This is a genomic window from Xanthomonas sp. BRIP62409, assembly GCF_003992965.1.
Taxonomy (GTDB): domain Bacteria; phylum Pseudomonadota; class Gammaproteobacteria; order Xanthomonadales; family Xanthomonadaceae; genus Xanthomonas; species Xanthomonas euroxanthea.
The window spans coordinates 83745-106247 of record NZ_QEZJ01000020.1 but is presented as its reverse complement, the minus strand read 5'-3'; the positions used below and the strand labels follow the sequence as shown (position 1 = coordinate 106247).

Sequence of the window (22503 nt, the reverse complement as noted above, 5' to 3'; positions counted from 1 at the left end):
GCCACAGGCACAGCGTGGCCCGCCACCCCATGATTCCGACTTCGACGCCGCGTTGCAGGCCTGTGCCACCGTGCAAGGCATCGCATGGGCTGCGCCTGACGCATCGTCCCTCGGCCCGCCATCGCCAGCGCTGTTGCAATGCCTGCAGGCCCAAGGATTCGGGCCGCCGCCCCGGCATGGCTGATCCTGCTGGTGTGGAGATCACGCCCACCGTCGCTGCGAGTTATCCGCGGCGATGCTGCAGCTGGTGAACTCCGCACGCGCGACAGTCGCCCTGCTCGCTGCACTGCGCGACCCGAGCGAAGCGGACGCTTGCCGCGCTTGGCGGTCTCTGCGCCGGAGGCCGGCAGCCGGCAGGCCGAATTAAACGATTCCTCTCGGCTTCGCTTCAGCCGTCTTGTCCGCACGCGCGGCACCGGCAACAACCCGCTGTGTCGAGCACGCTACTGACAAGCCCTTCGCCATCGAGTGCGCACTGTGGGGGCTCACCCGGTACGAATGATCGATCACGATGGGCGCAGGCCAGGGCCGGACATGATGAGTGCCATGCCCGACAACACCAGGCAGGACAACGCGGCACTGCAGGACGAACTCGCCGGCATGCGTCGCCTGCATGCCTTGCAGGTCAGCCTGGCGGCACAGGCCGACGCCCGTATCGCGCTGCAGGACATCACCGCGCTTGCCTGCGTCTTCGCGCGCACCGACTGCGGCTGCGTGCAACTGGTCAGCGCACACAACAGCGAGATGGAGTTGCGCGTCTATCGCGGACATGACGAACGCAGCGCCTTCGTCCAGCAATTCCTGAAAGACGGTTTCCAGGCCACCTGCGACACCGTGCGGCGCGAACGCCGGCAGTTGGTGATCGAGGACATCGAAACCTTCACCCCGTTGAAGGGAACGCCCGATTACGAGGCAGCGTTGTGCAGCGGCATCCGTGCTGCCCAGTTCACCCCGTTGTTCAATCGTGCCGGTGGCCTGCTGGGATTGCTCGGAACCCAGTTCACCGTGCCGTATCGGCCCGCGGAACACGAACTCAGATTGCTCGAACTGCTCGCATGGACGGCCGCCGACTACATCGAGCGCCATCGGGCCGAGCTGGCATTGCGCACCAGCGAGTCGCGGCTGGCCGCGCTGTCGGCGGCAAGTTCCGAGGTGCATTACCGCATGAGCGCGGACTGGGACCAGATGCACCAGCTGACCGCCGGCACGTGTGCCGCCGATGCGCCGGCGACCAGTCGTTCGTGGATCATGGATTACATTCCCGCAGAGGATCAGGCGCTGGTGCGCAGCAGGATCGATGCAGGAATCCGCTCGCGCAGCGCGATCGTGTTCGAGCACCGGGTACGACGCGCCGATGGCAGCATTGCGTGGATGGCGACCAAGGCGGTCCCGGCGCTGGATGCGGAGGGACGCATCACCGAGTGGTTCGGTGCCGGAACCGACGTCACGGCGCGCAAGCAGGCCGAGGAATGCCTGCGCGATAGCGAGGCGCGGCTGACGTACGTGCTCGACCAGGTCCCCATCGGGATCGGCCTGTTCGATCTGCAAGGTCGCTTCACCTACCGGAATCCACAACTGCGGGACCAGCTGGCCGCGCGGGTCCCCTCGTGCGCGCCGCCGCTGGAGCAGCCGCGCGCCGGTGTCGATCAGCAAGGGCAGGCGGTCGCGATCCAGGACTTTCCCTGCGCCCGCGCGCTGCGTGGCGAAGACACGATCGCGCCGGTGGACTTCCTCGACCCCCATGACGCTGCACAGCGCTGGTTGCGGATTACCGCAGTGGCGCTGCGCGAAGCCGGCCGCGTCACCGGTGGCGTTGCAGTGTTGCAGGATGTCACTGCGCAACGCCGGGTGCAGATGGAGGTAGGCGCGCTTGCCGAGCGCAATCGCGACATTCTCGAAAGTATTTCCGACGCGTTCTACGGCGTCGATGCGGACGGACGCTTCACCTACATCAACCAGAAGGCCGAGTTGCTGTGGGGGCGCGCGCGCGATCAATTGCTCGGGACCTTGCTGTGGGAACAATTTCCCGATTCGATCGGGTCGCTGCCGTATCAGGCCTATGTGCAGGCCTCGCAGACCCGCCAGGTGGTCAGGCTGGAAACCGTGTCGCCGGCATTGGGGTACTGGGTGGATGTCAGCATCTACCCCACCAACGATGGCGGAATGTCGGTCTACTTTCGCGACATCTCCGACAAGCGCCGGGCCGACGAGCGTCTGCGTGCCAGCGAAGAACGCTTCCGCACCGCGTTGACGATCGAAACCGTCGGCGCGACGTATTTCGACATGGGCGGTCGCCTCACCGATGCCAACGACACGTTCTTGAAGATGAGCGGCTACAGCCGTGCCGACGTGGAAGCGGGCAGGCTTTCCTGGCAGGCGCTGACGCCACCCGAATTCAGGGGCGTGTGCGAGCAGGCCTTCGAGGAGCTCAAGAGCAAGGGAAGTGCCACGCCTTACGAGCGCCAATATCTGTGCAAGGACGGAACCCGGCGCTGGGCCCTGTTTGCGTCCAAGTGCCTGCCGGATGGCACCGGCTTCGAGTTTGTACTCGACATCACCGACCGCAAGCTCACCGAGGCGGCGCTACGCGAGGTGCAGGACCGCAATGCCTTCCTGCTGAAACTCTCCGACGCCTTGCGGCCGCTGCCCGATCCGGCCGCCATCCAGGCCGAGGCCGCGCGCGTGCTCGGCGAGCATCTGAACGCCGGCCGCGCCTACTACGTGGACGTGGATGCCAGGGCGCACCAGTACGTGGTTGAACGCGACTGGCATCAACCCGATGAAACCAGTCATGCGCATCGCTTCGCGTCGACGGACTGGCCGATGCCCTGGCTGCTCGACGCGCAGACCTGGGTGGTGCGCGATGCCGTCGCTGACCCTGCATTGCCCGACGATCGGCGCCCGGCCGATGCGGGCCACGAGATCGGCGCGCTGATCGTGGTGCCGCTGATCAAGGGCGGGCAGCTGGTGGCCACCTTCGTGGTCAATCAACGGACCGCGCGTAACTGGAGTGCGGCCGAGATCCGCCTGGCGGAGGAGACCGCCGAGCGCACCTGGGCGGCGCTGGAGCGCGCGCGCAGGCCGCGCTGCTCGAAAGCGAAGAGCGCTACCGGGTGATCGTGGAGAGCGCGCTCGACTACGCAATCTTTACCACCGATACGCGCGGACATATCCAGACCTGGCCGCCGGGTGCCGAAGCGGTCTTCGGCTGGACCGCCGAGGAGGCGATCGGCCAGCACATCGCAATGACCTTCGTGGCCGAGGACCGTCTCACCGGCGTGCCGCAGCGCGAGATCGAGCAGGCGCATTACACCGGCGGCGCGCCGAATGTTCGCTGGCATCAACGCAAGGATGGCCGGCGCGTGTTCATCGAAGGCGCGACGCGGCCGCTGCGCGACGGCAGCGCCGAGCCGCTGGGCTATCTCAAGATCGGCCAGGACGTGACCCGGCGACGGCAGTGGGAAGATCGCCAGCAGGTGCTGCTGGCCGAGCTGCAGCACCGCACCCGCAATCTGATGGGGGTGGTGCGCGTGGTCTTCAATCGCACGCAACGCAGCAGCACGACCATCGCCGAGCTGACGCTGATCTATAACGACCGCCTGGACGCCCTGGCGCGTGTGCAGGGGCTGCTGTCGCGCCTGAACGAAGGCGATCGCATCCTGTTCGATGAACTGATCCGGGCCGAGCTGTCGGCGATGGGCGCGATCGATGCCCACGGCCATGGAGACCGCGTCATCCTGGACGGCCCGGACGGCGTGCGTCTGCGCTCCAGCACCGTGCAGACCTTCGCGCTGGCCCTGCACGAGCTGGCCACCAACGCCACCAAGTACGGCGCGCTTGCACAGGCCGGCGGACAGTTGCAGGTGCGTTGGCGCTTGCTGCGTCCGGCCCAGGGCACCCGCCTGCGCATCGAGTGGAGCGAGACCGGCGTGCACATGCCGGCGCCTGGCGAGGCGCCGCAAGGGTCCGGCTACGGCCGCGAGCTGATCGAACGTGCGCTGCCGTACCAATTGCAGGCCGAGACCACCTACGTGATGGGGCCGGACGGGGTGCGCTGCACCATCGAACTCCCGGTGTCGGAGAGCATGCGCCTGGACCGCGACGAGGGCTGACACTGCGTGCTGCGCCTGCACATGCCGGCCAGTGCCGTGCTGCAGTGCGACGACAGCGGCTGCCGGCGCGCGGAATCCACAGCACCCCGATACAACGCGTCGATCACCTGCATGCGCCTGGATGGACGTGCAGCGCCATGGCTGACGCGAAAAGTGTCGCAGCGGACGACCGGCCCCGGCTGCGGCCGCCCCGGCTTTGTTCGAGCAGGCGTGTTCGCAGGCGTGGCTTTTTTCGAGCGAATCCATATACTACCCCCCAGTATTTGACCGGGGCCGTCATGCCGCATTCGCCACAGGAGAAAAAGCGGGCGCTTGCGCGCGTGCGACGCCTGCGCGGGCAATGCGACGCGCTTGAGCGCGCGCTGGAGGCGGGAGCAGACTGTGCGCCTGTCCTGCAGCAGATCGCCGCGATCCGGGGGGCCGTCAATGGACTGATGTCGCAGGTGCTCGAAGCGCATATCCGCGAAGACTTCGGCCACGCCGCCGCTTCCGATGCGCAGCGTGCCGAGCGGGTGCAGGAATTGCTCGGGCTGGTCCGGTCCTACCTCAAATGAACTCCCACCGGGCCGGCGCATGCCGTGCCCGTCCTTGAATCTCATCGTCAGGAGCGCCATCACATGAAATCCCGTGCAGCAGTTGCATTCGGACCCGGCAAGCCGCTGGAAATCGTCGAGATCGACGTCGCACCGCCGAAGGCCGGCGAAGTGCTGGTCCGCATCACCCACACCGGTGTGTGCCACACCGATGCATTCACCCTGTCTGGCGATGACCCGGAAGGCATCTTCCCGTCCGTGCTGGGCCACGAAGGCGGCGGCATTGTCGAGCAAGTGGGCGAGGGCGTGACCAGCGTCAAGGTGGGCGATCACGTGATCCCGCTGTACACCGCCGAATGCCGCAAGTGCAAGTTCTGCCTGTCCGGCAAGACCAACCTCTGCCAGGCGGTGCGCGCCACCCAGGGCAAGGGCCTGATGCCCGATGGCACCACGCGCTTCTCCTACAACGGCGAGCCGATCTACCACTACATGGGCTGCAGCACCTTCAGCGAGTACACCGTGGTGCCGGAGATTTCGCTGGCCGTGGTGAACCCGGACGCGCCGCTGGAAAAGGTCTGCCTGCTCGGTTGCGGCGTCACCACCGGCATCGGTGCGGTGCACAACACCGCCAAGGTCAAGCCGGGCGAAAGCGTGGCGGTGTTCGGCCTGGGCGGCATCGGTCTGGCGGTGATCCAGGGCGCGGTGCAGGCCAAGGCCGGGCGCATCCTGGCCATCGACACCAACCCGGGCAAGTTCGACCTGGCGCGCAGCATGGGCGCCACCGACTGCATCAACCCCAAGGACTACGACAAGCCGATCCAGGAGGTCATCGTCGAGTTGACCGATGGCGGCGTGGACTTCAGCTTCGAGTGCATCGGCAACGTCAATGTGATGCGGTCGGCGCTGGAGTGCTGCCACAAGGGCTGGGGCGAGAGCGTCATCATCGGCGTGGCCGGTGCAGGCCAGGAAATCAGCACCCGTCCGTTCCAGCTGGTGACCGGCCGCGTGTGGCGCGGATCGGCCTTCGGCGGTGTCAAGGGACGGACCCAATTGCCGGGCATGGTGGAGCAGTCGATGACGGGCGAGATCGATCTCGATCCGTTCATCACCCACACCATGCCGCTGGAAGAGATCAACGAGGCCTTCCACCTGATGCACGAAGGCAAGTCGATCCGCACCGTGATTCATTTCTGACCGTACGGCCAGAATCGGCGCGCGGCCGCTTCCGCGCACGTGGTACCCGATACTCCGGGAGGGGCATGATGACCAGCGTCTCGATTCATCCTTCGGTAGACAGTGGTGTAGCGCGTGGAGGTGCGGAAAGTTTTCAGGGCGGAACCCTTGCGTGCCACTGCGCCAGCGACAAGGTGACCGTGGACGTGGCTGCGCAGACCGCGCACAACCACGCCTGCGGCTGCAGTAAATGCTGGAAGCCGGAAGGCGCGACATTTTCGGTGATTGCAGTGGTGCCGCGCGACAAGGTCACGGTGACCGCGCATGCGGAAAAGCTCAAGGTCGTCGACGAAACTGCGGCGATCCAGCGGCATGCATGCACCGGCTGCGGTGTGCACATGTTCGGTCGCATCGAAGACAAGGAACACGCGTTTTACGGTCTGGACTTCATCCATACCGAGTTGTCGCAGCAGTCGGGCTGGTCGCCGCCGGGCTTTGCGGCGTTCGTGTCCTCCATCATCGAAACCGGCACGCCGCCGGCTGCCATGGACGGCGTGCGCGCCCGTCTCAACGAGCTCGGGCTGACCCCGTACGACTGCCTGTCGCCGGGATTGATGGATGCACTGGCTGCCAACGTGGCACGCAAGAAGGGCCTGCTGCACTGATCGCCCCACCCCGCGGCCGGCACGCATGCCGGCCGCAGGTTCTTATCGAAGGAATCTCATGGAACGTATCGAACACCATGCCTGCTTCGGCGGCTGGCAAGATGTCTATCGGCATCAATCGCAGAGCTTGAACTGCAGCATGCAGGTGGGCGTCTATCTGCCGCCGCAGGCCGCCGATGGCCCGCTACCGGTGCTGTACTGGCTCAGCGGCCTGACCTGCACCGAACAGAACTTCATCAGCAAGGCCGGCGCGCAGCGCTACGCGGCCGAGCATGGCGTGATCCTGGTCGCCCCCGACACCAGCCCGCGTGGCGACGATGTGGCCGACGCGGACGGCTACGACATCGGCAAGGGCGCCGGCTTCTACGTCGATGCCACCGAGCAACCGTGGGCGGCGCATTACCGCATGTACGACTATGTGGTGAACGAATTGCCGGCGTTGATCGAAGCGCACTTTGCCACCACCGGTGCGCGCGCGATCAGCGGCCACTCGATGGGCGGCCATGGCGCCCTGACCATCGCATTGAAGAATCCGGGCCGCTATCGCAGCGTGTCGGCGTTCTCGCCGATCGTCGCGCCCAGCCTGGTGCCATGGGGCGAGAAAGCGTTTGGCCAGTATCTGGGGCCGGACCGCGCAGCGTGGAAGGCGTACGACGCCACTGCGTTGATCGCACAGGCACAGGAGCGCCTGCCGCTGTTGATCGACCAGGGCGATGGCGATGAATTCCTCGAAAACCAGCTGAAGACGTCGCTGTTTGAACAGGCCGCCAAGGCCGCCGGTTATCCGGTCACGGTGCGGCTGCAGCCCGGTTACGACCACAGCTATTACTTCATCGCCAGCTTTATCGGCGAGCACATCGCACACCATGCCGCGGCGTTGCGTGGTTGATCGTTTTGGGCAAGCGGGTGGTGCTGCGTGCCATGAGACGGCGCATGGCGGTGGTTCGCATCGCGTTGCGTTGCCGCGCTGCCGTATTGCGCGCGCCGTGGCATGAGTAAGGTGTCGAGCTGAACTCCCTTCTCCCCCCCCGAGAGAAGGAGCCCCGCAGGGGCGGATGAGGGGAGGGCCGAAGCCCGGCGGAGGGGAGGCCAGCTGGTAAAACGGCTGACGTGCGGCCTGGCTCCCTTCTCCCCTCGGGAGAAGGTGCCCCGCAGGGGCGGATGAGGGTACGGGCTCACTGGCAGATGAGGGACGGGCGACGCCCGGTGGAGCGGGTAGCTGGCCTTGTAGAGCAGCCGATCTGCGCGTGGCTGCAGGACCCTTGCCCGCCCACCTCGCCTCGCGGGACACGCCGCAAGTACATCCGTGTAGGCTCTTACGCGGCATCCATGCCGCGTAAGGTCCAGCGACGGTGGGCGGGCAAGGACCAGTCAGGATGGTCGCTGTGCATGGTGCAAGCAGGGCATGACGGCGTTGCCTGGATAACCGCGCGTCCAGCCAGCACGCAAGTTGATGCGAACCACCAGGAACGGCTAACGCGCCACTTGCGCCGCAAGCTTGCCCAGCCGCCGCATCGCGCGCTCCAGCGTATCGCTCCACGGCTGGCCACAGGTCAGGCGCAGGTGATCTGCGTAGTCGCCACGGCTGGAGTACAGATGGCCGGGCGAGGTGCCGATGCGTTCTGCCAGCGCGGCTTCGAACAGGGCCTGGCCACTGCCGGCGTCGGGCAATTGCAGCCATAGCGATAACCCGCCGGCCGGGTCGCCCACGCGTGTGTCCTGCGGCCAATGCCGCACGATTGCATCGCGCAGCCGTTGCCCGTTGTCGGCCAGCGTGCGGCGCAGCTTGCGCAGGTGCCGTTCCAGATCGTGTTGCGCCAGATAATCAGCCAGTGCCAGTTGCGGCAGGCTGGCGCTGCCGACAGTGGAAAAGTACTTGGCGCGTACCAGGGCGTCGGTCCAGTCGCCACCGAGCAACCAGCCCACACGCAAGCCGGGTGACAGCACCTTGGAGAACGAGCCGCAGGTGATCACGTTGGCATGGGTGTCGAAGTGGCGCAGCGGGCGCGGGCGCTGGCCCGACCAATCCAGTTCGCCATAGATGTCGTCTTCGATCACCACCGTGCCATGGCGGGCGCAGCTGTCGAGCAATGCGCGCTTGGCGCTGTCGGGAGTGAGGCTGCCGTTTGGATTGTTGAAGTTGGGGATCAGCACTGCCGCACGCACCGGGGTGCGCTGCAGCAGCGCATCCACACGTGCGACATCGATACCGTGACCGGGGCGATTGGGTACCTCCAGCACCTTGAGGCGCAGCGCGGCCACCGCCTGCAGGATGCCGTGATAGGTGGGTGTTTCCACCAGTACCACATCGCTTGGTGCGGTGAGCGTGCGCAGCGCCAGGCTGATCGCTTCCATCGCGCCGGCGGTGATCACCACTTCGTCGGCATCGACGGTGGTTGCGCAGTGTGCATACCGCTGTGCGATCTGGCGGCGCAGTGCGGCGTGGCCCTGCGGCGGTGCGTAATCCAACGCAGCCGTGCGCTGGCGACGCAACTGCCGCGCCAGGGCTGTGGCCAGGTGCGCGGTGGGCAACAGCGTAGGCGCGGGCGTTGCGGTGTGCAGCGGCACCAGGTCGGTACGCGCCAGGGTCTCGAGCACGCGCTGCAAGGCCGGGTTGTCGACCATGCCCGGTTTGCGCCGACGCGGGAGGGGGGCTGTGGCCGGCAATGCAGACGCCGTGCTGCGCACGAAGTAGCCCGAGCGCGGGCGTGCCTGCACGCGGCCTTCGCGTTCGAGTTGCAGGCAGGCCTGCACGGCGGTGGCGGTGCTGATGCCGTGGTTGGCGGCCAATTGCCGGATCGAGGGCAGGCGCTCGCCGGCACGCAGGGTGCCACCTTCGATCTGCTGCCGCAGCTGCGTGGCCAGCAATTCGTACAGCAGCATCTGCGGGCGCCTCCCATCTGTATTGGTCGATTTGCAGCGTATCTGAATCTGTCATGGTCGTGTGGCACGTTGCAGACTGGGCGTGCCCGGTGAGTACGCCGGGTATGTCTTCTCGTCCGTGAGGTTGGCCGTGCTGCTTGCTGCGCTTGCTGTTGCCCGCTATTTCTGCCCCTCCGATGGCGTTGGCGAGGGGCCGCTCACCCAATCGATCGATGCTGCGCATGCACCACGCTGGGCACAGCGGCTGGTCAGCACGTGGCTCACTGCGCTGCGGGACCTTGCGCGGAGCGGCCAACTGCAGTGCCGGGTCGAACTGCGGCACGTCAACGTGCGCGGCAGTGCCATCCAGTATCTGCAGGGAACCATTGCGCCATGAGCACGCCCGTGCCTGTGCAAGCGGTATCGGCCGGCGCTGGGCGACGTGCGATCTGGCAATTGCTGGTTGCCGAAGTGTTGATTGGATCGGTCGGCGTATTCGTGCACGAAAGCGGGCAGGATCCGGTGACGGCGGTGTTCTATCGCTGCCTGTTCGGTGCGCTGTTTCTCAGCGTGTGCGGGGTGATCGGTGGACAGCTGCGAGGACTATGGCGCGAGCGTGCGCTGTTGCGTGATGCCACCATCAGTGGCGTGCTGCTGGTGTTGAACTGGGTGGCATTGTTCGCGGGGATGGCGCGCTCGTCGATCGGCGTGGCGACCATGGTCTACCACGTGTTCCCGTTCGTGATGCTGCTCCTGGCCGCATTGTTGCAGGGCGAGCGCACGCGGCGTGCCGATCTGGGCTGGACGCTGCTGGCATTCGTCGGCGTGGCCTGCTCGGCAAATCCGGCACGCTTTTGGCAGACGGCGGATCGTGGCTACCTGATCGGCATTGCGCTCACGCTGTTGGCAGCGTTGCTGTGCGGTGCCTCGTTGCTGATGTCGCGTCGCATCAGCCGTGAGCGGCCGCTGGCGGTGGTGACCGTGCAGTGCTGGGTCGGCACGTTCCTGCTGGCCGGGTTTTCCAGCGGCGCGGCATTGCATCCGGGCCTGCATTGGCTGTGGCTGGTTGGCCTGGGCGTGATCCACAGCGGCATCGTCTATGTGCTGTTCTATTCGTCCTATCGCCATCTGCATGTGGCCACGATCGCGGTGCTGGCGTTCGTTTATCCGCTGGTGACGCTATTGCTGGACTATCTGCTCTACGGCCACGCATTGGTGCCGGTGCAGTGGTTGGGCCTGGCGCTGATCGTGGTTGGCACGCTGGCGGTGAATCTGAAATGGCGCTGGCCGCGGCGGGTGGCACACAGCGCACCAACCTGAGCGAAATGCCGCCGCGCTGTACGCACGGCGGCAATAGAGTCAACGCACGTCGCGCAGTTCCCAGTGGTGCCCGGCCAGGGCCTGCATGCGCTGCTTGAGCAGGTCGCCGGGGATGCTGGTGGTAGCGACCAGGTCGATCCGCAGGTCGCCCTGCTTGCCGGTCACCGTCGCCGAGGGATCGGTGACGCCCAGTCTGGGGTCCACCGCATCCGGGTCGGCCTGCAGCAGGCGCCAGCGATCGAACCAGGCCGGATCACGCAAGGCGGCCTGCAACTGTTCGGCAAAGGCCTCGGCACCATGGGCGGTGAAGCTCACGCTCGCATCGCCGCCACGGGCGAGCTTGGGGTCGGGCAGGCTGATCGAGTAGCTGACAGGCATGTGCAAGGACTCTGATGGATGACGCCGGCACGTTAGTGCAGCGGCAGTGAGCGTTCCGTCGACAGGCCGCATATGTGGGAGTCTTCAACTGCGGAGTTGCTGCCTGTTCCGCGAGTGGCTAGGGCACCGCGCCCTCGACGCTGCGGGTTTGCTGCAGGGCCCTTGCCCGCCCACCATCGCAGGACACGCCGCAAGTACGTCCATGTAGGCTCTTACGCGGCATCCATGCCGCGTAAGGTCCCGCGACGGTGGGCGGGCAAGGACCAAGCGAGATGGTCGGTGTGTATGGAAGAGCAGTGCCGGATGCGCCTTGTTCGATCATTGAAGTATCGGCTACAGGTCTGATGCACACCGCATGAGAGACAGCTTTTTTAGATGAGCGCCGACCACTTGTCTGGTGCGGTGTCCTTGCCGGTTGCGGGACCGTGTGGCGGCATGGATGCCGCCACCGAGCCCCCAGGGATGGGTTCACGGCGTGTCCCGCAAGCGGTGAGGGCGCCGCGCCCTCGATGCTGCGAGTTTGCTGCGGGGCCCTTGCCCGCCCACCATCGCAGGACACGCCGCAAGTACGTCCATGTAGGCTCTTACGCGGCATCCATGCCGCGTAAGGTCCCGCGACGGTGGGCGGGCAAGGACCTATCGAGTTGGTCGGTGTGCATGGAAGAGCAGTGCTGGATGCGCCTTGTTCGATCATTGAAGCATCGGCTACAGGTCTGATGCACACCGCACGACAGACAGCTTTTCAGATGAGCGCCGAGCAACTGCCTAGTGCGGTGTCCTTGCCGCGCCCTCGATGCTGCGAGTTTGCTGCGGGGCCCTTGCCCGCCCACCATCGCGGGACACGCCGCAAGTACGTCCCTGTAGGCTCTTACGCGGCATCCATGCCGCGTAAGGTCCCGCGACGATGGGCGGGCAAAGACCTATCGAGTTGGTCGGTGTGCATGGTAGAGCGGTGTTGGATGCGCCTTGTTCGATCATTGAAGCATCGGCTCCGGGTTTGATGCACACCGCACGACAGACAGCTTTTCAGATGAGCGCCGCGCCCTCGACCGGCAGAGCGTTGCTACAGCTTCATAACGCCCCCTGACTCAAAAGCTGGTCGTCCTGAGTTGGCACCGGAGGGTGTGGATGAGCTAGTAGTCGTGGTTGCCTGGAACGGCTGCATGGTCGGGATACCCGACTGCACACCGTCGCTGCGCAGCATTTATGCGGAATTTACGCGAGGGCTGTCGCAGGTCCATAGCGACTTTACGTAGCCGGGGAAGACACTGCGCAGGTTGGCGGAGCGGTTCCGCCCTGGACGATTCCGATGCATCCCTTGACCTGTCTGCTCCATCGTCGCTGCGCGTGCGGTGCGGCAGCGCTTTGCCTCGTCGGCCCGCAGATGCTGCATGCGCCGCCGCACACCGTCTCCATCGCGCCGCGTTGCGCGCGTCTCTAGGAGTAGCCGACATGCCTGCCTGGTTGTCCCTGTTGTGCGGCGTGGCCGTGCTCGTTGCCGCTGCGTACCTGTTGTACGTGGTCCTGCGCCCCGAAGACTTCTGATGCGAGTGCGCTCCAATGATTGAAACTCTCCTTGTCTATGCGCTGGCCATCGTGCTGGCCTGGCCGCTTGGCCGCTATCTGGCGGCGGTGATGCGCGGCGCCCCGATGCGTGGCGATGCGCTGTTCGGTTGGATCGAACGGCCGCTGTATGCACTGCTCGGCACCCGCCCGCAGCAGGGCATGTCGTGGCGCGGCTATGCGGTGGCGTTTTTGCTCAGCAACCTGGTTGTCGGCCTGCTCACCTGGGCAGTGTTCATGACCCAGGCGTGGCTGCCGTTCAACCCGGACGCCGTCCCGAACATGCGCTGGGATACCGCGTTGCACACCATGGTGTCGTTCGTCACCAACACCAACCAGCAGCATTACTCGGGCCAGGCGCAGTTGTCGTATCTGGCGCAGATGACCGGCATCGTCGGCCTGCAGGTGGTGACGCCGATGATGGGCCTGGCGTTGGCAGTGGCGACCTTGCGTGCATTGTTCGGTGGGCGAGGTGCCGCAACGGTGTCCGATGCCTCGCTGCTGCCTCATGCGGCGGCGGGCGCCAAGTCACTGGCGGCTGGGCCGGACGAGCAGGAGATGGGCATGCCGCGCCAGGGACGGCAGCCGTCGGGTTCCGGCGTGGAGGACCTGCCGGACGCGGATGTCGGCAATTATTGGGCCGATGTGATCCGCGCCAGCGTGCGCGTCCTGCTGCCGTTGTGCCTGCTGTGGACGGTACTGCTTGGCTGGCAGGGCGTGCCCTCCACGTTGCAGGGTGCGGCCACTGCCGCACCGCTGGACAGCAGTGCCGGCATGCCCAAGCAGACCATACCGGTCGGGCCGGTTGCGGCGATGGTCGCGGTCAAGCAGCTCGGCACCAATGGCGGCGGCTGGTACGGCCCCAACAGTTCGGTGGCGCTGGAAAATCCCACGCCGCTGAGCAATCTGCTGGAGACGCTGGCGCTGGTGCTGTTGCCGATGAGCGTGGTGTTCATGGTCGGCTACCTGACCGGGCGCAAACGTCTCACCGCCCTGGTATTGGGCACCATGCTGACGATGTCGGCCGCGTCCACCGCGCTGTTGCTGTGGTCCGAAGCGCATTCGGCCAGCGCCAGCTCGCCTGCCCTGATGGAAGGCAAGGAGGTGCGCATCGGCGCGGATGCGTCCGCGTTATGGGCGGCGTTGACCACGCAGACCTCCAACGGCTCGGTCAACGCGATGCACGATTCGCTGGCGCCGTTGAGCGGCCTGGTCACGCTGGTGGACATGCTGATCAACGCGATCTGGGGCGGCGTCGGCTGCGGTTTGCAGCAGTTCGTGGTGTATCTGCTGCTGAGCGTGTTTCTGGCCGGTTTGATGACCGGGCGCACGCCGGAGCTGTTCGGCCGCAAGATCGAAGCGCGCGAGGTGCAGCTGCTTGCGCTGCTGATCCTGCTGCAGCCGTTGGTGGTGCTGGGCTTCACCGCGGTGGCACTGGCGGTGCCTGCATGGACGGCCAATTCCAATCCCGGCTTCCACGCGATCAGCCAGGTGTTCTACGAGTACACCTCGGCCTTTGCCAACAATGGCTCCGGTTTCGAGGGGCTGGGTGATGCCACGTACTGGTGGAACCTGAGTTGCTCGGTGGTGTTGGCACTGGGGCGCTATCCGGCATTGATCCTGCCGCTGATGGTGGCCGCGCGCATGGCCGTGAAGCGGCGTGCGCCCGAGTCGGCCGGCAGCCTGCAGGTCGAAACACCGACCTTTGCGCTGACCCTGATGGCGATCGTGCTGGTGCTCACCGTGCTGCAGTTCATGCCGGCACTGGTGCTGGGTCCTATCGCTGAACACCTCGCCCTGGCGGCGTCCTGAGAGTTTGAGCAATGTCTACGATCGATACGACTGAAAAACGCGAGCGCGGTGACGCAGCGTTGTTCGATGCCGCCGTGCTGGTGGCGGCGATACGCGCAGCCTTCCGCAAGTTGGCGCCGCGGCATCTGCTGCGCAGCCCGGTGATGGCGGTGGTGATGGGCGGCACGGTGCTGGCGGCGGTGATCACCGCCAGTGGGCATGGCAATGCCGGCTTCGGCTGGGCGGTGACGGCGATCCTGTTCGTGACCGTGCTGTTCGGCAACTTTGCCGAGGCCATCGCCGAAGCGCGCGGGCGTGGGCAGGCCGCATCGCTGCGCCGTGCGCGCAAGGATCTGGTCGCGCGCCGGGTGGAAACCGCACTTGGCGGCCGCGAGACCCGCGTGCCGGCGGCCGAGCTGCGCCCGGGCGACTACGTGATGGTGTCCGAAGGCGAATTCGTCCCGGCCGATGGCGAAATCGTGCGCGGTGTTGCAACGATCAACGAAGCTGCGGTGACCGGTGAATCGGCACCGGTGCTGCGCGAGGCCGGCACCGATCGCAGTGGCGTGATCGGCGGTACGCGCGTGCTTTCCGACGAGATCGTGTTCAAGGTCACCGCCGAACCGGGGCAGAGTTTTCTCGATCGCATGATCGCCCTGGTGGAAGGCGCCAACCGGCAGAAGACGCCGAACGAAATCGCGCTCACCTTGTTGCTGGCGGCGATGACGCTGACCTTCCTGATCGTGGTCGCCTCGTTGCCGGCAATTGCCGGTTTCGTCGGGGTCACGCTGGATCCGCTGTTGTTGATCGCGCTGCTGGTATGCCTGATTCCAACCACCATCGGCGGGCTGTTGCCGGCCATCGGCATCGCCGGCATGAACCGCGCACTGTCGGCCAATGTGCTGGCCAAATCCGGCAAGGCGGTGGAAGTGGCCGGCGACGTGGACGTGCTGTTGCTCGACAAGACCGGCACCATCACCTACGGCGACCGCCAGGCCACCGCGTTCCATCCGCTGGCCGGTATCGACCGTGCGCAACTGCGCGATGCGGCGATGCTCGCCTCGCTGGCCGACCCGACGCCGGAAGGCAAGTCCATCGTCAAGCTGGCGCGCCAGCAGGGTGCCGTGGCTGTCGAGCCGGAGGGCGCGCATTTCATCGCCTTCACCGCGCAAACCCGCATGTCCGGCGTCGATCTGGCCGGGCGCAGCATCCGCAAGGGCGCTGGCGATTCGATCGTGGCGTATGTGCAGGGCATGGGCGCGACGGTGTCACCGGAATTGCAGGGACGTATCGAAGAAGTCGCACGCGGCGGCGCCACACCGCTGGTGGTGGCCGAAGGCCGGCATGTGCTGGGCGTGGTCGAGCTGAGCGACGTGGTCAAGCAAGGCATCAAGGAGAAGTTCGCGCAGCTGCGTGCGATGGGCATCAAGACGGTGATGATCACCGGCGACAACCCGCTCACCGCGGCCGCGATTGCCGCCGAAGCCGGCGTGGACGACTACATCGCCCAGGCGCGGCCGGAAGACAAGCTGGCCCGCATCCGCGCCGAGCAGGCCGGCGGGCGGCTGGTGGCGATGGTGGGCGACGGCACCAACGATGCGCCGGCGCTGGCCCAGGCCGACGTGGGCCTGGCGATGAACTCCGGGACGCAGGCGGCCAAGGAGGCCGGCAACATGGTGGACCTGGATTCGGATCCGGCCAAGCTGCTGGCGGTGGTCGAAGTGGGCAAGCAGCAGCTGATCACGCGCGGTGCGCTGACCACGTTCTCGCTGGCCAACGACGTCTCCAAGTATTTCGCGATCCTGCCGGCATTGTTTGCCGCGGCGATTCCGTCGATGGCCGCGCTCAACGTGATGCAGCTGTCCAACCCGCGGCATGCGGTGCTGGCGGCCTTGATCTTCAATGCGTTGATCATCCCGGCATTGATCCCGCTGGCCTTGCGCGGCGTGCGCTTTCGTCCGTCCAGCGCCACGGCCCTGTTGCGCCGGAACATGCTGATGTACGGCGTGGGCGGCGTGTTGCTGCCGTTTGCCGCCATCAAGTTGATCGACCTGGCGCTTGTCGCCACCCTGGGGAACTGAGCCATGACGATTTCTTCGAAAACCGGTACACCCGCTGCGCTGCCGTTGCGCGACGACGGCGCCCTGCGCGGGGCGGTGATGCTGGCGTTGTTCATCCTGTTGGGCCTGGGCCTGAGCTATTCGCTGGTCGCCACCGGCATCACCGGCGCGCTGTTCCCGGTGCAGGCGCACGGCTCGCTGCTGCGCGATGACGCGCGGGTGGTCGGCTCGGCCCTGGTGGCCCAGCCGTTTGCCGATGCGCGCTATTTCCAGCCACGCCCCTCGGCCGCCAAGTACGACCCGACCGCGGCGGCCGGCAGCAACCAGGCGCGTTCCAATCCCGACCTGCAGACCCGCATCGCCGCCACGCGCGCCGAGGTGGCGGCACGCGACGGCATCGCACCGGAGGCGGTCCCCGCCGAGCTGATCACCCAATCCGGCAGTGGCCTGGATCCACACCTGAGCCCGGCCGGCGCACAGGTCCAGGTGCGCCGCGTCGCCGCCGCGCGCGGCTGGCCGGAACAGCGCGTGGCCGCGCTGGTCCAGGCCGCCACCGAATCGCCACAGTTCGGCCTGCTCGGGCAGCCGCGGGTGAATGTGCTGGCGCTGAACCTGGCGCTGGATCGCGCCGGGAATGGGCAGTCGGGAATCGGGAATGGGTCAAAGCCACAACGCTAGATCTGTCAGCTCGCGGTAGGCTCCACACATCCCCAATCCCGACTCCCCAATCCCGGCCTCCATGATCGACGCCCGCACCCAACAAGCCGACGCGCTGATCGGCGAACTGCAGCGCGAACATGGCGGGCGTCTGACCGTTTTTCTGGGCGCCGCGCCGGGCGTGGGCAAGACCTACGCCATGTTGTCGCGCGCGCGCGAGCGCCTGCGCCAGGGCATGGACGTGGTGGCCGGAGTGGTGGAAACGCACGGCCGCAGCGAGACCGCCGCACTGCTGGATGGCCTGCCGTTGCTGGCGCGTACCCGCATCAGCTACCAGGGCCGGCAGCTGGAAGAGCTCGACCTGGATGCCTTGCTCGCGCGCAAGCCGAAGCTGGCCCTGATCGACGAGCTGGCGCATCGCAATGTACCGGGCAGCCGGCACGAGCGGCGCTGGCAGGACATCGTGGAACTGCTCGATGCCGGCATCGATGTCTACACCACGGTCAACATCCAGCATCTGGAAAGCCTCAACGACATTGTGCTGCGCATCACCGGGGTGCGCGTGTCCGAGACCGTGCCCGATGCGGTGTTCGATCGCCTGCGCGACATCGTGCTGGTGGATCTGCCGCCACGCGAACTGATCGAACGCCTGCAGCAGGGCAAGGTGTATCTGCCCGAACAGGCCACGCAGGCCTTGCAGGCGTTCTTCTCGCCCTCCAACCTCACCGCCCTGCGCGAGCTGGCGATGCAGACCGCGGCCGACCGCGTCGACAGCGATCTGCGCGACACCCAGGCCGCGCGCGGCCTGCCCGGCACCGCCGCCTTGCGTCGCCGCGTGGTGGTGGCCATCGATGGGCGTGGCGGCTCGGATTATCTGGTGCGGGTGGCGCGGCGGCTGTCCGAGCGGCGCGATGCGCCGTGGACGGTGGTCACCGTGCAGACACGCACCGTGGCCGATGCCGCCTGGCAGCTGGAGATCGACCGCGCCTTCGCACTGACACGTCGCCTGGGTGGCGATACCGCGCTGCTGCATGGCGCCAACGTCGCGCAGGCATTGCTGGATTTCGCTGCGCAAAACGGCGTGTCCACGCTGGTGCTGGGGCGCACGCGCGAGCGTCCGCTGGCGCGCATGTTCAACCGCACGCTGACCCAGCAACTGCTGCAGCGTGGCGCGCATTACGAACTGGTCATCGTCAGCTCCGCCGATGCGCGCGCACGCGCGCGCCAGCGTTGGCGCAATCCGCGCCAGTGGCTGCAGCGCTACGACCTGGCGTTCGCGGCGATCGCCGCCGCTGCGGCGGTCGCGGTGGCGTGGGTGATCCAGCGCTGGACCGACATCGACGACCTGTCGATGGTGTTCATCGTCGCGGTGGTGCTGGTGGCCTCGCGCACACGCATGGCCGCGGCGGTGATCGCCGCGCTGCTGAGTTTTGTCGCCTACAACTTCTTCTTCATCGAACCGCGCTTCACCCTGCACATCAGCGCGCGCCAGGGCGTGGTGACGGTATGCCTGTTCCTGATCGCCGCGCTGGTCGCCGGCCGCCTGGCCTCGCGCCTGCGCAGCCAGGTGCTGGCCCTGCGCGCCGCCAACGCGCATGCCAATGCACTGCAGGCGCTGGCCCGCGAGCTCAGCACCGCCGCCGACCTGGGCCAGGTGCTGGAAGCCGGCCGCCGTGCGCTGGCCACTGCACTGGATGCCGAGGCCTGGTTGCGGCTGGAGCAACGCGAAAGCGATGCGCCGGCCAGCTTCGGCGCACTCGATCGCAGCGCGGCGGAGTGGACCCAGCGCCACGGGCAGCCGGCCGGCCACTTCACCGATACGCTGGCCGGCGCGCAGTGGTGGTGCCTGCCGGTGCGGCACGAACGTGGGAGCCTGGGCGTGGCCGCGCTGCGCTTTCGTCAGAGCGTGCAGCGGCCCGGCCTGGAGCAACGTCGGCTGGCCGAAGCGATGGTGGAGGACATCGGCCAGGCGGCGCTGCGCACGCGCCTGGTCGCCGATCTGGAGGGCGCGCGCGTCAGTGGCGAAACCGAGCGCCTACGCTCGGCATTGCTGTCCTCGGTCTCGCACGATCTGCGCTCGCCGCTGGCCTCGATGATCGGCTCGGCCAGCAGCCTGGCCAGCTACGGCGATGCGATGGACGCACAGGACCGCCACAGCCTGCTGGACACCATCCAGCTGGAAGGCGAGCGGCTGGATCGCTACATCCAGAACCTGCTCGACATGACCCGGCTCGGCCATACCGGGCTGACCTTGAAGCGTGACTGGATCGGCGTGGACGAGTTGATCGGCTCGGCCACGCGGCGGCTGCAGCGCTACCAGCCGGCAGTACGGCTGCAACTGGAGCTGGCCGCCGACCTGCCGGCGATCTGGGTGCACCCGGCGCTGGTGGAGCAGGCCATCTTCAACGTGCTGGAGAATGCGGCGAAATTTTCGCCAGCCGGCGTGGCCGTCACCGTGCAGGCGCGGCTGCAGGCCGGCGCCCTGCAGATCGATATCGGCGACCAGGGCCCCGGCATTCCCGAGGACGAGCGCGCGCGCATCTTCGACATGTTCTACAGCGTGGAGCGTGGCGACCGCGGCCGCCATGGCACCGGGCTGGGCCTGACCATCTGCCAGGGCATGATCGGCGCGCATGGCGGCAGCGTGGCGGCGCTGGCCGGCGCCGATGGTCACGGCACCACGATCCGCATTACGCTGCCGTTGCTCGTTCCCGCCGCGCCACCTCGCCCCGATGCCGACTGACCCCACTGCCATCCCGCCTGCCCGCGTGCTGATCGTCGACGACGAGCCGCAGATCCGCCGGTTTCTCGACATCAGCCTGCGCGCGCAGGGGTATCGCGTGCTGCAGGCCGGCACCGCCGAGGAAGGCCTGGCCATGCTGGCCGGGCAGGGCGCCGAACTGGTGGTGCTGGACATCGGCCTGCCCGATCGCGACGGCCACGAGGTGCTGCGCGAGATCCGCCAGTGGTCCAGCGTGCCGGTGATCATGCTCACCGTGCGCGCCGGCGAAACCGAAAAGGTCGCCGCGCTCGATGCCGGCGCCAACGACTACGTCACCAAGCCGTTCGGCGTGCAGGAACTGATGGCGCGCATCCGCGCGTTGCTGCGCCAGGCCGGCGCCGGCAGCACGGTGGAGGAGAGCGTGTTCGACGACGGCCGCCTGCACATCCACCTGGGCCTGCGCGAGGTCACCCTCGATGGCGAAGCGGTGCCCTTGAGTCGCAAGGAATACGCCCTGCTCGCACTGCTGTTCAAGCACGCCGGCCGCGTGGTCACCCAGCCGCAGCTGCTACGCGAGGTGTGGGGCCCCACCCATGAAGACGACACCCATTACCTGCGCATCCTGGTCGGCAAGCTGCGCCAGAAACTGCACGACGATGCCGCCGCCCCGCATTACATCGTCACCGAACCGGGCGTGGGGCTGCGCTTCATCGGGGTGGCGCGCTGAGGCGGCAGCGTCACTCGAGCGGTGGCAGCACCTTGCCCGGATTCAGGATCCCGTCCGGATCCAGCGCGGCCTTGATCGCACGCATCGCCGCCAGCGTCGGTGCGCTGAAGGCCTGGGCCATGAAACCGCGCTTGGCCACGCCGATGCCGTGCTCGCCGGAGAGCGTGCCTTCCAGCGACAGCACCAGCGCAAACAGGCGCGGCAATGCGGCATGGGCGCGTGCGTCTTCGTCGGCATCGGCCGGGTCGTACATGATGTTGACGTGCAGGTTGCCATTGCCGGCATGCCCGAAAGCCACAATCGGCAGCGCGAATTCCGCAGCCAATGCCTCCACGCCGGCCACCAGGTCGGGGATGCGCGAAACCGGCACCACCACGTCTTCGTTGATCTTGCCGGGCTTGATCGTGCGCAGCGCAGGCGACAGTGCGCGGCGTGCCGCCCACAGCTTGTCGCGCGCGCTGCCATCGGCGGCCACGTCCAGGCTCACCACGCCCTCGCCATCGGCTGCAGCGTGCAAGGCCTGCAGCGCGTAGGGCAGGGTGTCGTGATCGCCATCGGCTTCGATCAGCAGCATCGCGCCGGCCTCGGGGACATCGCTGCCGTTGCGGCGCAATAGCGCAATCGCACTGGCATCCATGAATTCCAGCATTGTCGGCGTGGTCGGTTGCGCCATGATGCGAGACACCGCTGCCGCGGCGCTGGCTGCGTCGCGATACAGCGCGCGCAAACCGGCTTGTGCGATCGCACGCGGTGTCAGCTTCAAGGTCGCCTCGACGATGATCGCCAGGGTGCCTTCGCTGCCGACCAGCAGATGCGTCAGGTCGTAGCCGGTGGAATTCTTCGTATACGCACCGCCGCAGCGGATCACCTCGCCGGTGCCGGTCACAGCGACCAGGCCGAGCACGTTGTCGCGGGTGGCGCCGTATTTCACCGCGCGCGGGCCGCCGGCATTGGTGGCCAGGTTGCCGCCGACGCTGCAGATGTCCGCGCTGGACGGGTCCGGCGGCCAGAACAGGCCGTGCGGCTGCAGGGCCTGCTGCAGTTCGCCGTTGAGCAGGCCCGGTTGCACCACGGCGCAGCGGTCTTCCGGGCGCAAGGCCACGATGCGATTCATGCGCGCCATCGACACCACCACGCCGCCGGAAAACGGCACTGCCGCACCGGTGGTGCCGGTGCCCGCGCCACGCGCCACGATCGGCACGCCATGGGCGCGACAGGCCTGCACGATCGCCACCACCTCCTCGGTATCGCGCGGCAGGGCGACGGCGGCGGGCAAGGCCCAGCGGCGCGAATCGTCTTCGCCATGGCGGCGCCGCGCGTCGGCGCCGGTCAGCCAGCCATCGGGGCCAAGCCGCGCGGCCAGCAAGTCGGCTAGGGCAGTGGGAAGCACATCGGTCATGACAGGTGATCCTGTGGTGCCGCGCGCTGGATGCATCTCCATCCCAGCGCGGCGGCGGTGAGCGGCAGCCAGACCCAGCGCAGCTCGGAGAGCAGCGTGGCCAGGCCGCGCGCATTGAAGAAACCATTGACCAAGGGCGACACGCGGATCGGCCGCCACGGTGCGAACCAGCGTGCTTCGCTCCATGGCCAGGCCAGCGCAACACCCAATCCGCCGGAGGTCATCGCATCCAGCAGCGGATGCGAGGCGGCGCAGACGCACAAGAACGTTGCTGCCTGCAGCGCGTCCGCACGCAACAGGCGATGCGCAACACCCCCCAGCAGCGCAATCAGCCCGGCGAACAGCAACGAGTGGCTGGCGCCGCGATGGCCGAACGCATCGGCGTACGGAACATGCAACGCGAATGCCAGCACATCGGCATCCGGCAACATCGCCGCGACGATGCCGGCAGCGAGCAGGCGTGGCGACAGGCGGCCGCGTTCACTGGCGCACCAGAGCGCCAGCGGCACGGCGGCGTGGGTGATGATGGTGGGCATCGCGC

At 67.1% G+C, this 22503-nt stretch carries 17 protein-coding genes; 13 read left to right on the top strand and 4 right to left on the bottom strand.

What is annotated here, in order from left to right:
* The first annotated feature begins 546 nt into the window (after positions 1 to 546).
* The 6 genes from EO170_RS09705 (at position 547) to fghA (ending at position 7372) form a co-directional block, all read left to right on the top strand.
* On the top strand, positions 547 to 3117 hold the full coding sequence (locus tag EO170_RS09705) for a PAS domain S-box protein (protein ID WP_241239409.1): 2571 nt from the start codon (positions 547 to 549) through the stop codon (positions 3115 to 3117).
* A complete protein-coding gene (locus EO170_RS21715; protein WP_241239408.1) occupies positions 3114 to 4112 on the top strand; it encodes a PAS domain S-box protein in 999 nt (332 codons plus the stop codon). The genes EO170_RS09705 and EO170_RS21715 overlap by 4 nt, the downstream gene beginning before the upstream one ends.
* A 278-nt stretch (positions 4113 to 4390) precedes the next feature.
* Entirely contained in the window at positions 4391 to 4666 is a 276-nt protein-coding gene (gene frmR / locus EO170_RS09700; protein ID WP_016902624.1) for a formaldehyde-responsive transcriptional repressor FrmR, read from the top strand.
* A gap of 63 nt (positions 4667 to 4729) precedes the next feature.
* Entirely contained in the window at positions 4730 to 5839 is a 1110-nt protein-coding gene (locus EO170_RS09695; protein ID WP_104585998.1) for an S-(hydroxymethyl)glutathione dehydrogenase/class III alcohol dehydrogenase, read from the top strand.
* Positions 5840 to 5907: 68 nt separating this feature from the next.
* The gene (gfa, locus tag EO170_RS09690; protein ID WP_104586020.1) at positions 5908 to 6483 is read left to right on the top strand and encodes an S-(hydroxymethyl)glutathione synthase; all 576 of its coding nucleotides are present in this window, start codon (positions 5908 to 5910) and stop codon (positions 6481 to 6483) included.
* A gap of 58 nt (positions 6484 to 6541) precedes the next feature.
* A complete protein-coding gene (fghA, locus tag EO170_RS09685; RefSeq protein WP_104585996.1) occupies positions 6542 to 7372 on the top strand; it encodes an S-formylglutathione hydrolase in 831 nt (276 codons plus the stop codon).
* Positions 7373 to 7956: 584 nt separating this feature from the next.
* Here the strand turns inward: fghA and EO170_RS09680 are convergent.
* Positions 7957 to 9366 (bottom strand): PLP-dependent aminotransferase family protein, encoded by a 1410-nt coding sequence (locus EO170_RS09680; RefSeq protein ID WP_126944453.1) that lies wholly within the window; start codon positions 9364 to 9366, stop codon positions 7957 to 7959.
* 372 nt (positions 9367 to 9738) lie between these two features.
* Here EO170_RS09680 and EO170_RS09670 point away from each other — a divergent pair, with 372 nt between their 5' ends.
* Complete coding sequence (locus tag EO170_RS09670; protein WP_126944450.1) at positions 9739 to 10665, top strand: DMT family transporter; 927 nt, start codon at positions 9739 to 9741, stop codon at positions 10663 to 10665.
* A 39-nt stretch (positions 10666 to 10704) separates the two neighbouring features.
* Here EO170_RS09670 and EO170_RS09665 read toward each other — a convergent pair whose 3' ends face one another.
* Entirely contained in the window at positions 10705 to 11043 is a 339-nt protein-coding gene (locus tag EO170_RS09665; protein WP_164740989.1) for a hypothetical protein, read from the bottom strand.
* A gap of 1452 nt (positions 11044 to 12495) precedes the next feature.
* On the opposite strand from EO170_RS09665, the gene EO170_RS09650 reads away from it, so the two are divergent.
* The 6 genes from EO170_RS09650 to EO170_RS09625 all read left to right on the top strand — a co-directional run bounded on the left by EO170_RS09650 (position 12496) and on the right by EO170_RS09625 (position 20563).
* Positions 12496 to 12588 (top strand): potassium-transporting ATPase subunit F, encoded by a 93-nt coding sequence (locus EO170_RS09650; protein WP_006452907.1) that lies wholly within the window; start codon positions 12496 to 12498, stop codon positions 12586 to 12588.
* 15 nt (positions 12589 to 12603) lie between these two features.
* Entirely contained in the window at positions 12604 to 14418 is a 1815-nt protein-coding gene (kdpA, locus tag EO170_RS09645) for a potassium-transporting ATPase subunit KdpA (RefSeq protein ID WP_126944445.1), read from the top strand.
* Between the two features lie 11 nt (positions 14419 to 14429).
* Complete coding sequence (gene kdpB, locus EO170_RS09640; RefSeq protein ID WP_115676095.1) at positions 14430 to 16478, top strand: potassium-transporting ATPase subunit KdpB; 2049 nt, start codon at positions 14430 to 14432, stop codon at positions 16476 to 16478.
* A 3-nt stretch (positions 16479 to 16481) separates the two neighbouring features.
* Positions 16482 to 17135, top strand: coding sequence for a potassium-transporting ATPase subunit KdpC (gene kdpC, locus EO170_RS09635; protein WP_126944442.1), 654 nt, complete (start codon positions 16482 to 16484; stop codon positions 17133 to 17135).
* Between the two features lie 61 nt (positions 17136 to 17196).
* Positions 17197 to 19857: a sensor histidine kinase KdpD gene (locus EO170_RS09630; RefSeq protein ID WP_126944439.1), complete on the top strand. Its 2661-nt coding sequence runs from the start codon at positions 17197 to 17199 to the stop codon at positions 19855 to 19857.
* Positions 19847 to 20563: a response regulator transcription factor gene (locus EO170_RS09625; RefSeq protein ID WP_126944436.1), complete on the top strand. Its 717-nt coding sequence runs from the start codon at positions 19847 to 19849 to the stop codon at positions 20561 to 20563. Before EO170_RS09630 ends, EO170_RS09625 begins: the two co-directional genes overlap by 11 nt.
* Before the next feature lie 10 nt (positions 20564 to 20573).
* Here EO170_RS09625 and EO170_RS09620 read toward each other — a convergent pair whose 3' ends face one another.
* Together EO170_RS09620 and EO170_RS09615 are read right to left on the bottom strand one after the other, a co-directional pair.
* A complete protein-coding gene (locus tag EO170_RS09620; RefSeq protein WP_126944433.1) occupies positions 20574 to 21962 on the bottom strand; it encodes an FAD-linked oxidase C-terminal domain-containing protein in 1389 nt (462 codons plus the stop codon).
* On the bottom strand, positions 21959 to 22498 hold the full coding sequence (locus EO170_RS09615; protein WP_126944430.1) for a metal-dependent hydrolase: 540 nt from the start codon (positions 22496 to 22498) through the stop codon (positions 21959 to 21961). Before EO170_RS09615 ends, EO170_RS09620 begins: the two co-directional genes overlap by 4 nt.
* Positions 22499 to 22503: the final 5 nt, after the last annotated feature.

Excerpts from the sequence above, each read along its gene's own strand:
- EO170_RS09670 (WP_126944450.1), top strand. The coding sequence starts at position 9,739 with ATGAGCACGCCCGTGCCTGTGCAAGCGGTATCGGCCGGCGCTGGGCGA.
- EO170_RS09695 (WP_104585998.1), top strand. The coding sequence starts at position 4,730 with ATGAAATCCCGTGCAGCAGTTGCATTCGGACCCGGCAAGCCGCTGGAA.
- EO170_RS09625 (WP_126944436.1), top strand. The coding sequence starts at position 19,847 with ATGCCGACTGACCCCACTGCCATCCCGCCTGCCCGCGTGCTGATCGTC.
- EO170_RS09680 (WP_126944453.1), bottom strand. The coding sequence starts at position 9,366 with ATGCTGCTGTACGAATTGCTGGCCACGCAGCTGCGGCAGCAGATCGAA.
- frmR (WP_016902624.1), top strand. The coding sequence starts at position 4,391 with ATGCCGCATTCGCCACAGGAGAAAAAGCGGGCGCTTGCGCGCGTGCGA.
- gfa (WP_104586020.1), top strand. The coding sequence starts at position 5,908 with ATGACCAGCGTCTCGATTCATCCTTCGGTAGACAGTGGTGTAGCGCGT.
- EO170_RS09620 (WP_126944433.1), bottom strand. The coding sequence starts at position 21,962 with ATGACCGATGTGCTTCCCACTGCCCTAGCCGACTTGCTGGCCGCGCGG.
- EO170_RS09615 (WP_126944430.1), bottom strand. The coding sequence starts at position 22,498 with ATGCCCACCATCATCACCCACGCCGCCGTGCCGCTGGCGCTCTGGTGC.
- fghA (WP_104585996.1), top strand. The coding sequence starts at position 6,542 with ATGGAACGTATCGAACACCATGCCTGCTTCGGCGGCTGGCAAGATGTC.
- kdpB (WP_115676095.1), top strand. The coding sequence starts at position 14,430 with ATGTCTACGATCGATACGACTGAAAAACGCGAGCGCGGTGACGCAGCG.
- EO170_RS09665 (WP_164740989.1), bottom strand. The coding sequence starts at position 11,043 with ATGCCTGTCAGCTACTCGATCAGCCTGCCCGACCCCAAGCTCGCCCGT.
- EO170_RS09650 (WP_006452907.1), top strand. The coding sequence starts at position 12,496 with ATGCCTGCCTGGTTGTCCCTGTTGTGCGGCGTGGCCGTGCTCGTTGCC.
- kdpC (WP_126944442.1), top strand. The coding sequence starts at position 16,482 with ATGACGATTTCTTCGAAAACCGGTACACCCGCTGCGCTGCCGTTGCGC.
- EO170_RS09705 (WP_241239409.1), top strand. The coding sequence starts at position 547 with ATGCCCGACAACACCAGGCAGGACAACGCGGCACTGCAGGACGAACTC.
- kdpA (WP_126944445.1), top strand. The coding sequence starts at position 12,604 with ATGATTGAAACTCTCCTTGTCTATGCGCTGGCCATCGTGCTGGCCTGG.
- EO170_RS09630 (WP_126944439.1), top strand. The coding sequence starts at position 17,197 with ATGATCGACGCCCGCACCCAACAAGCCGACGCGCTGATCGGCGAACTG.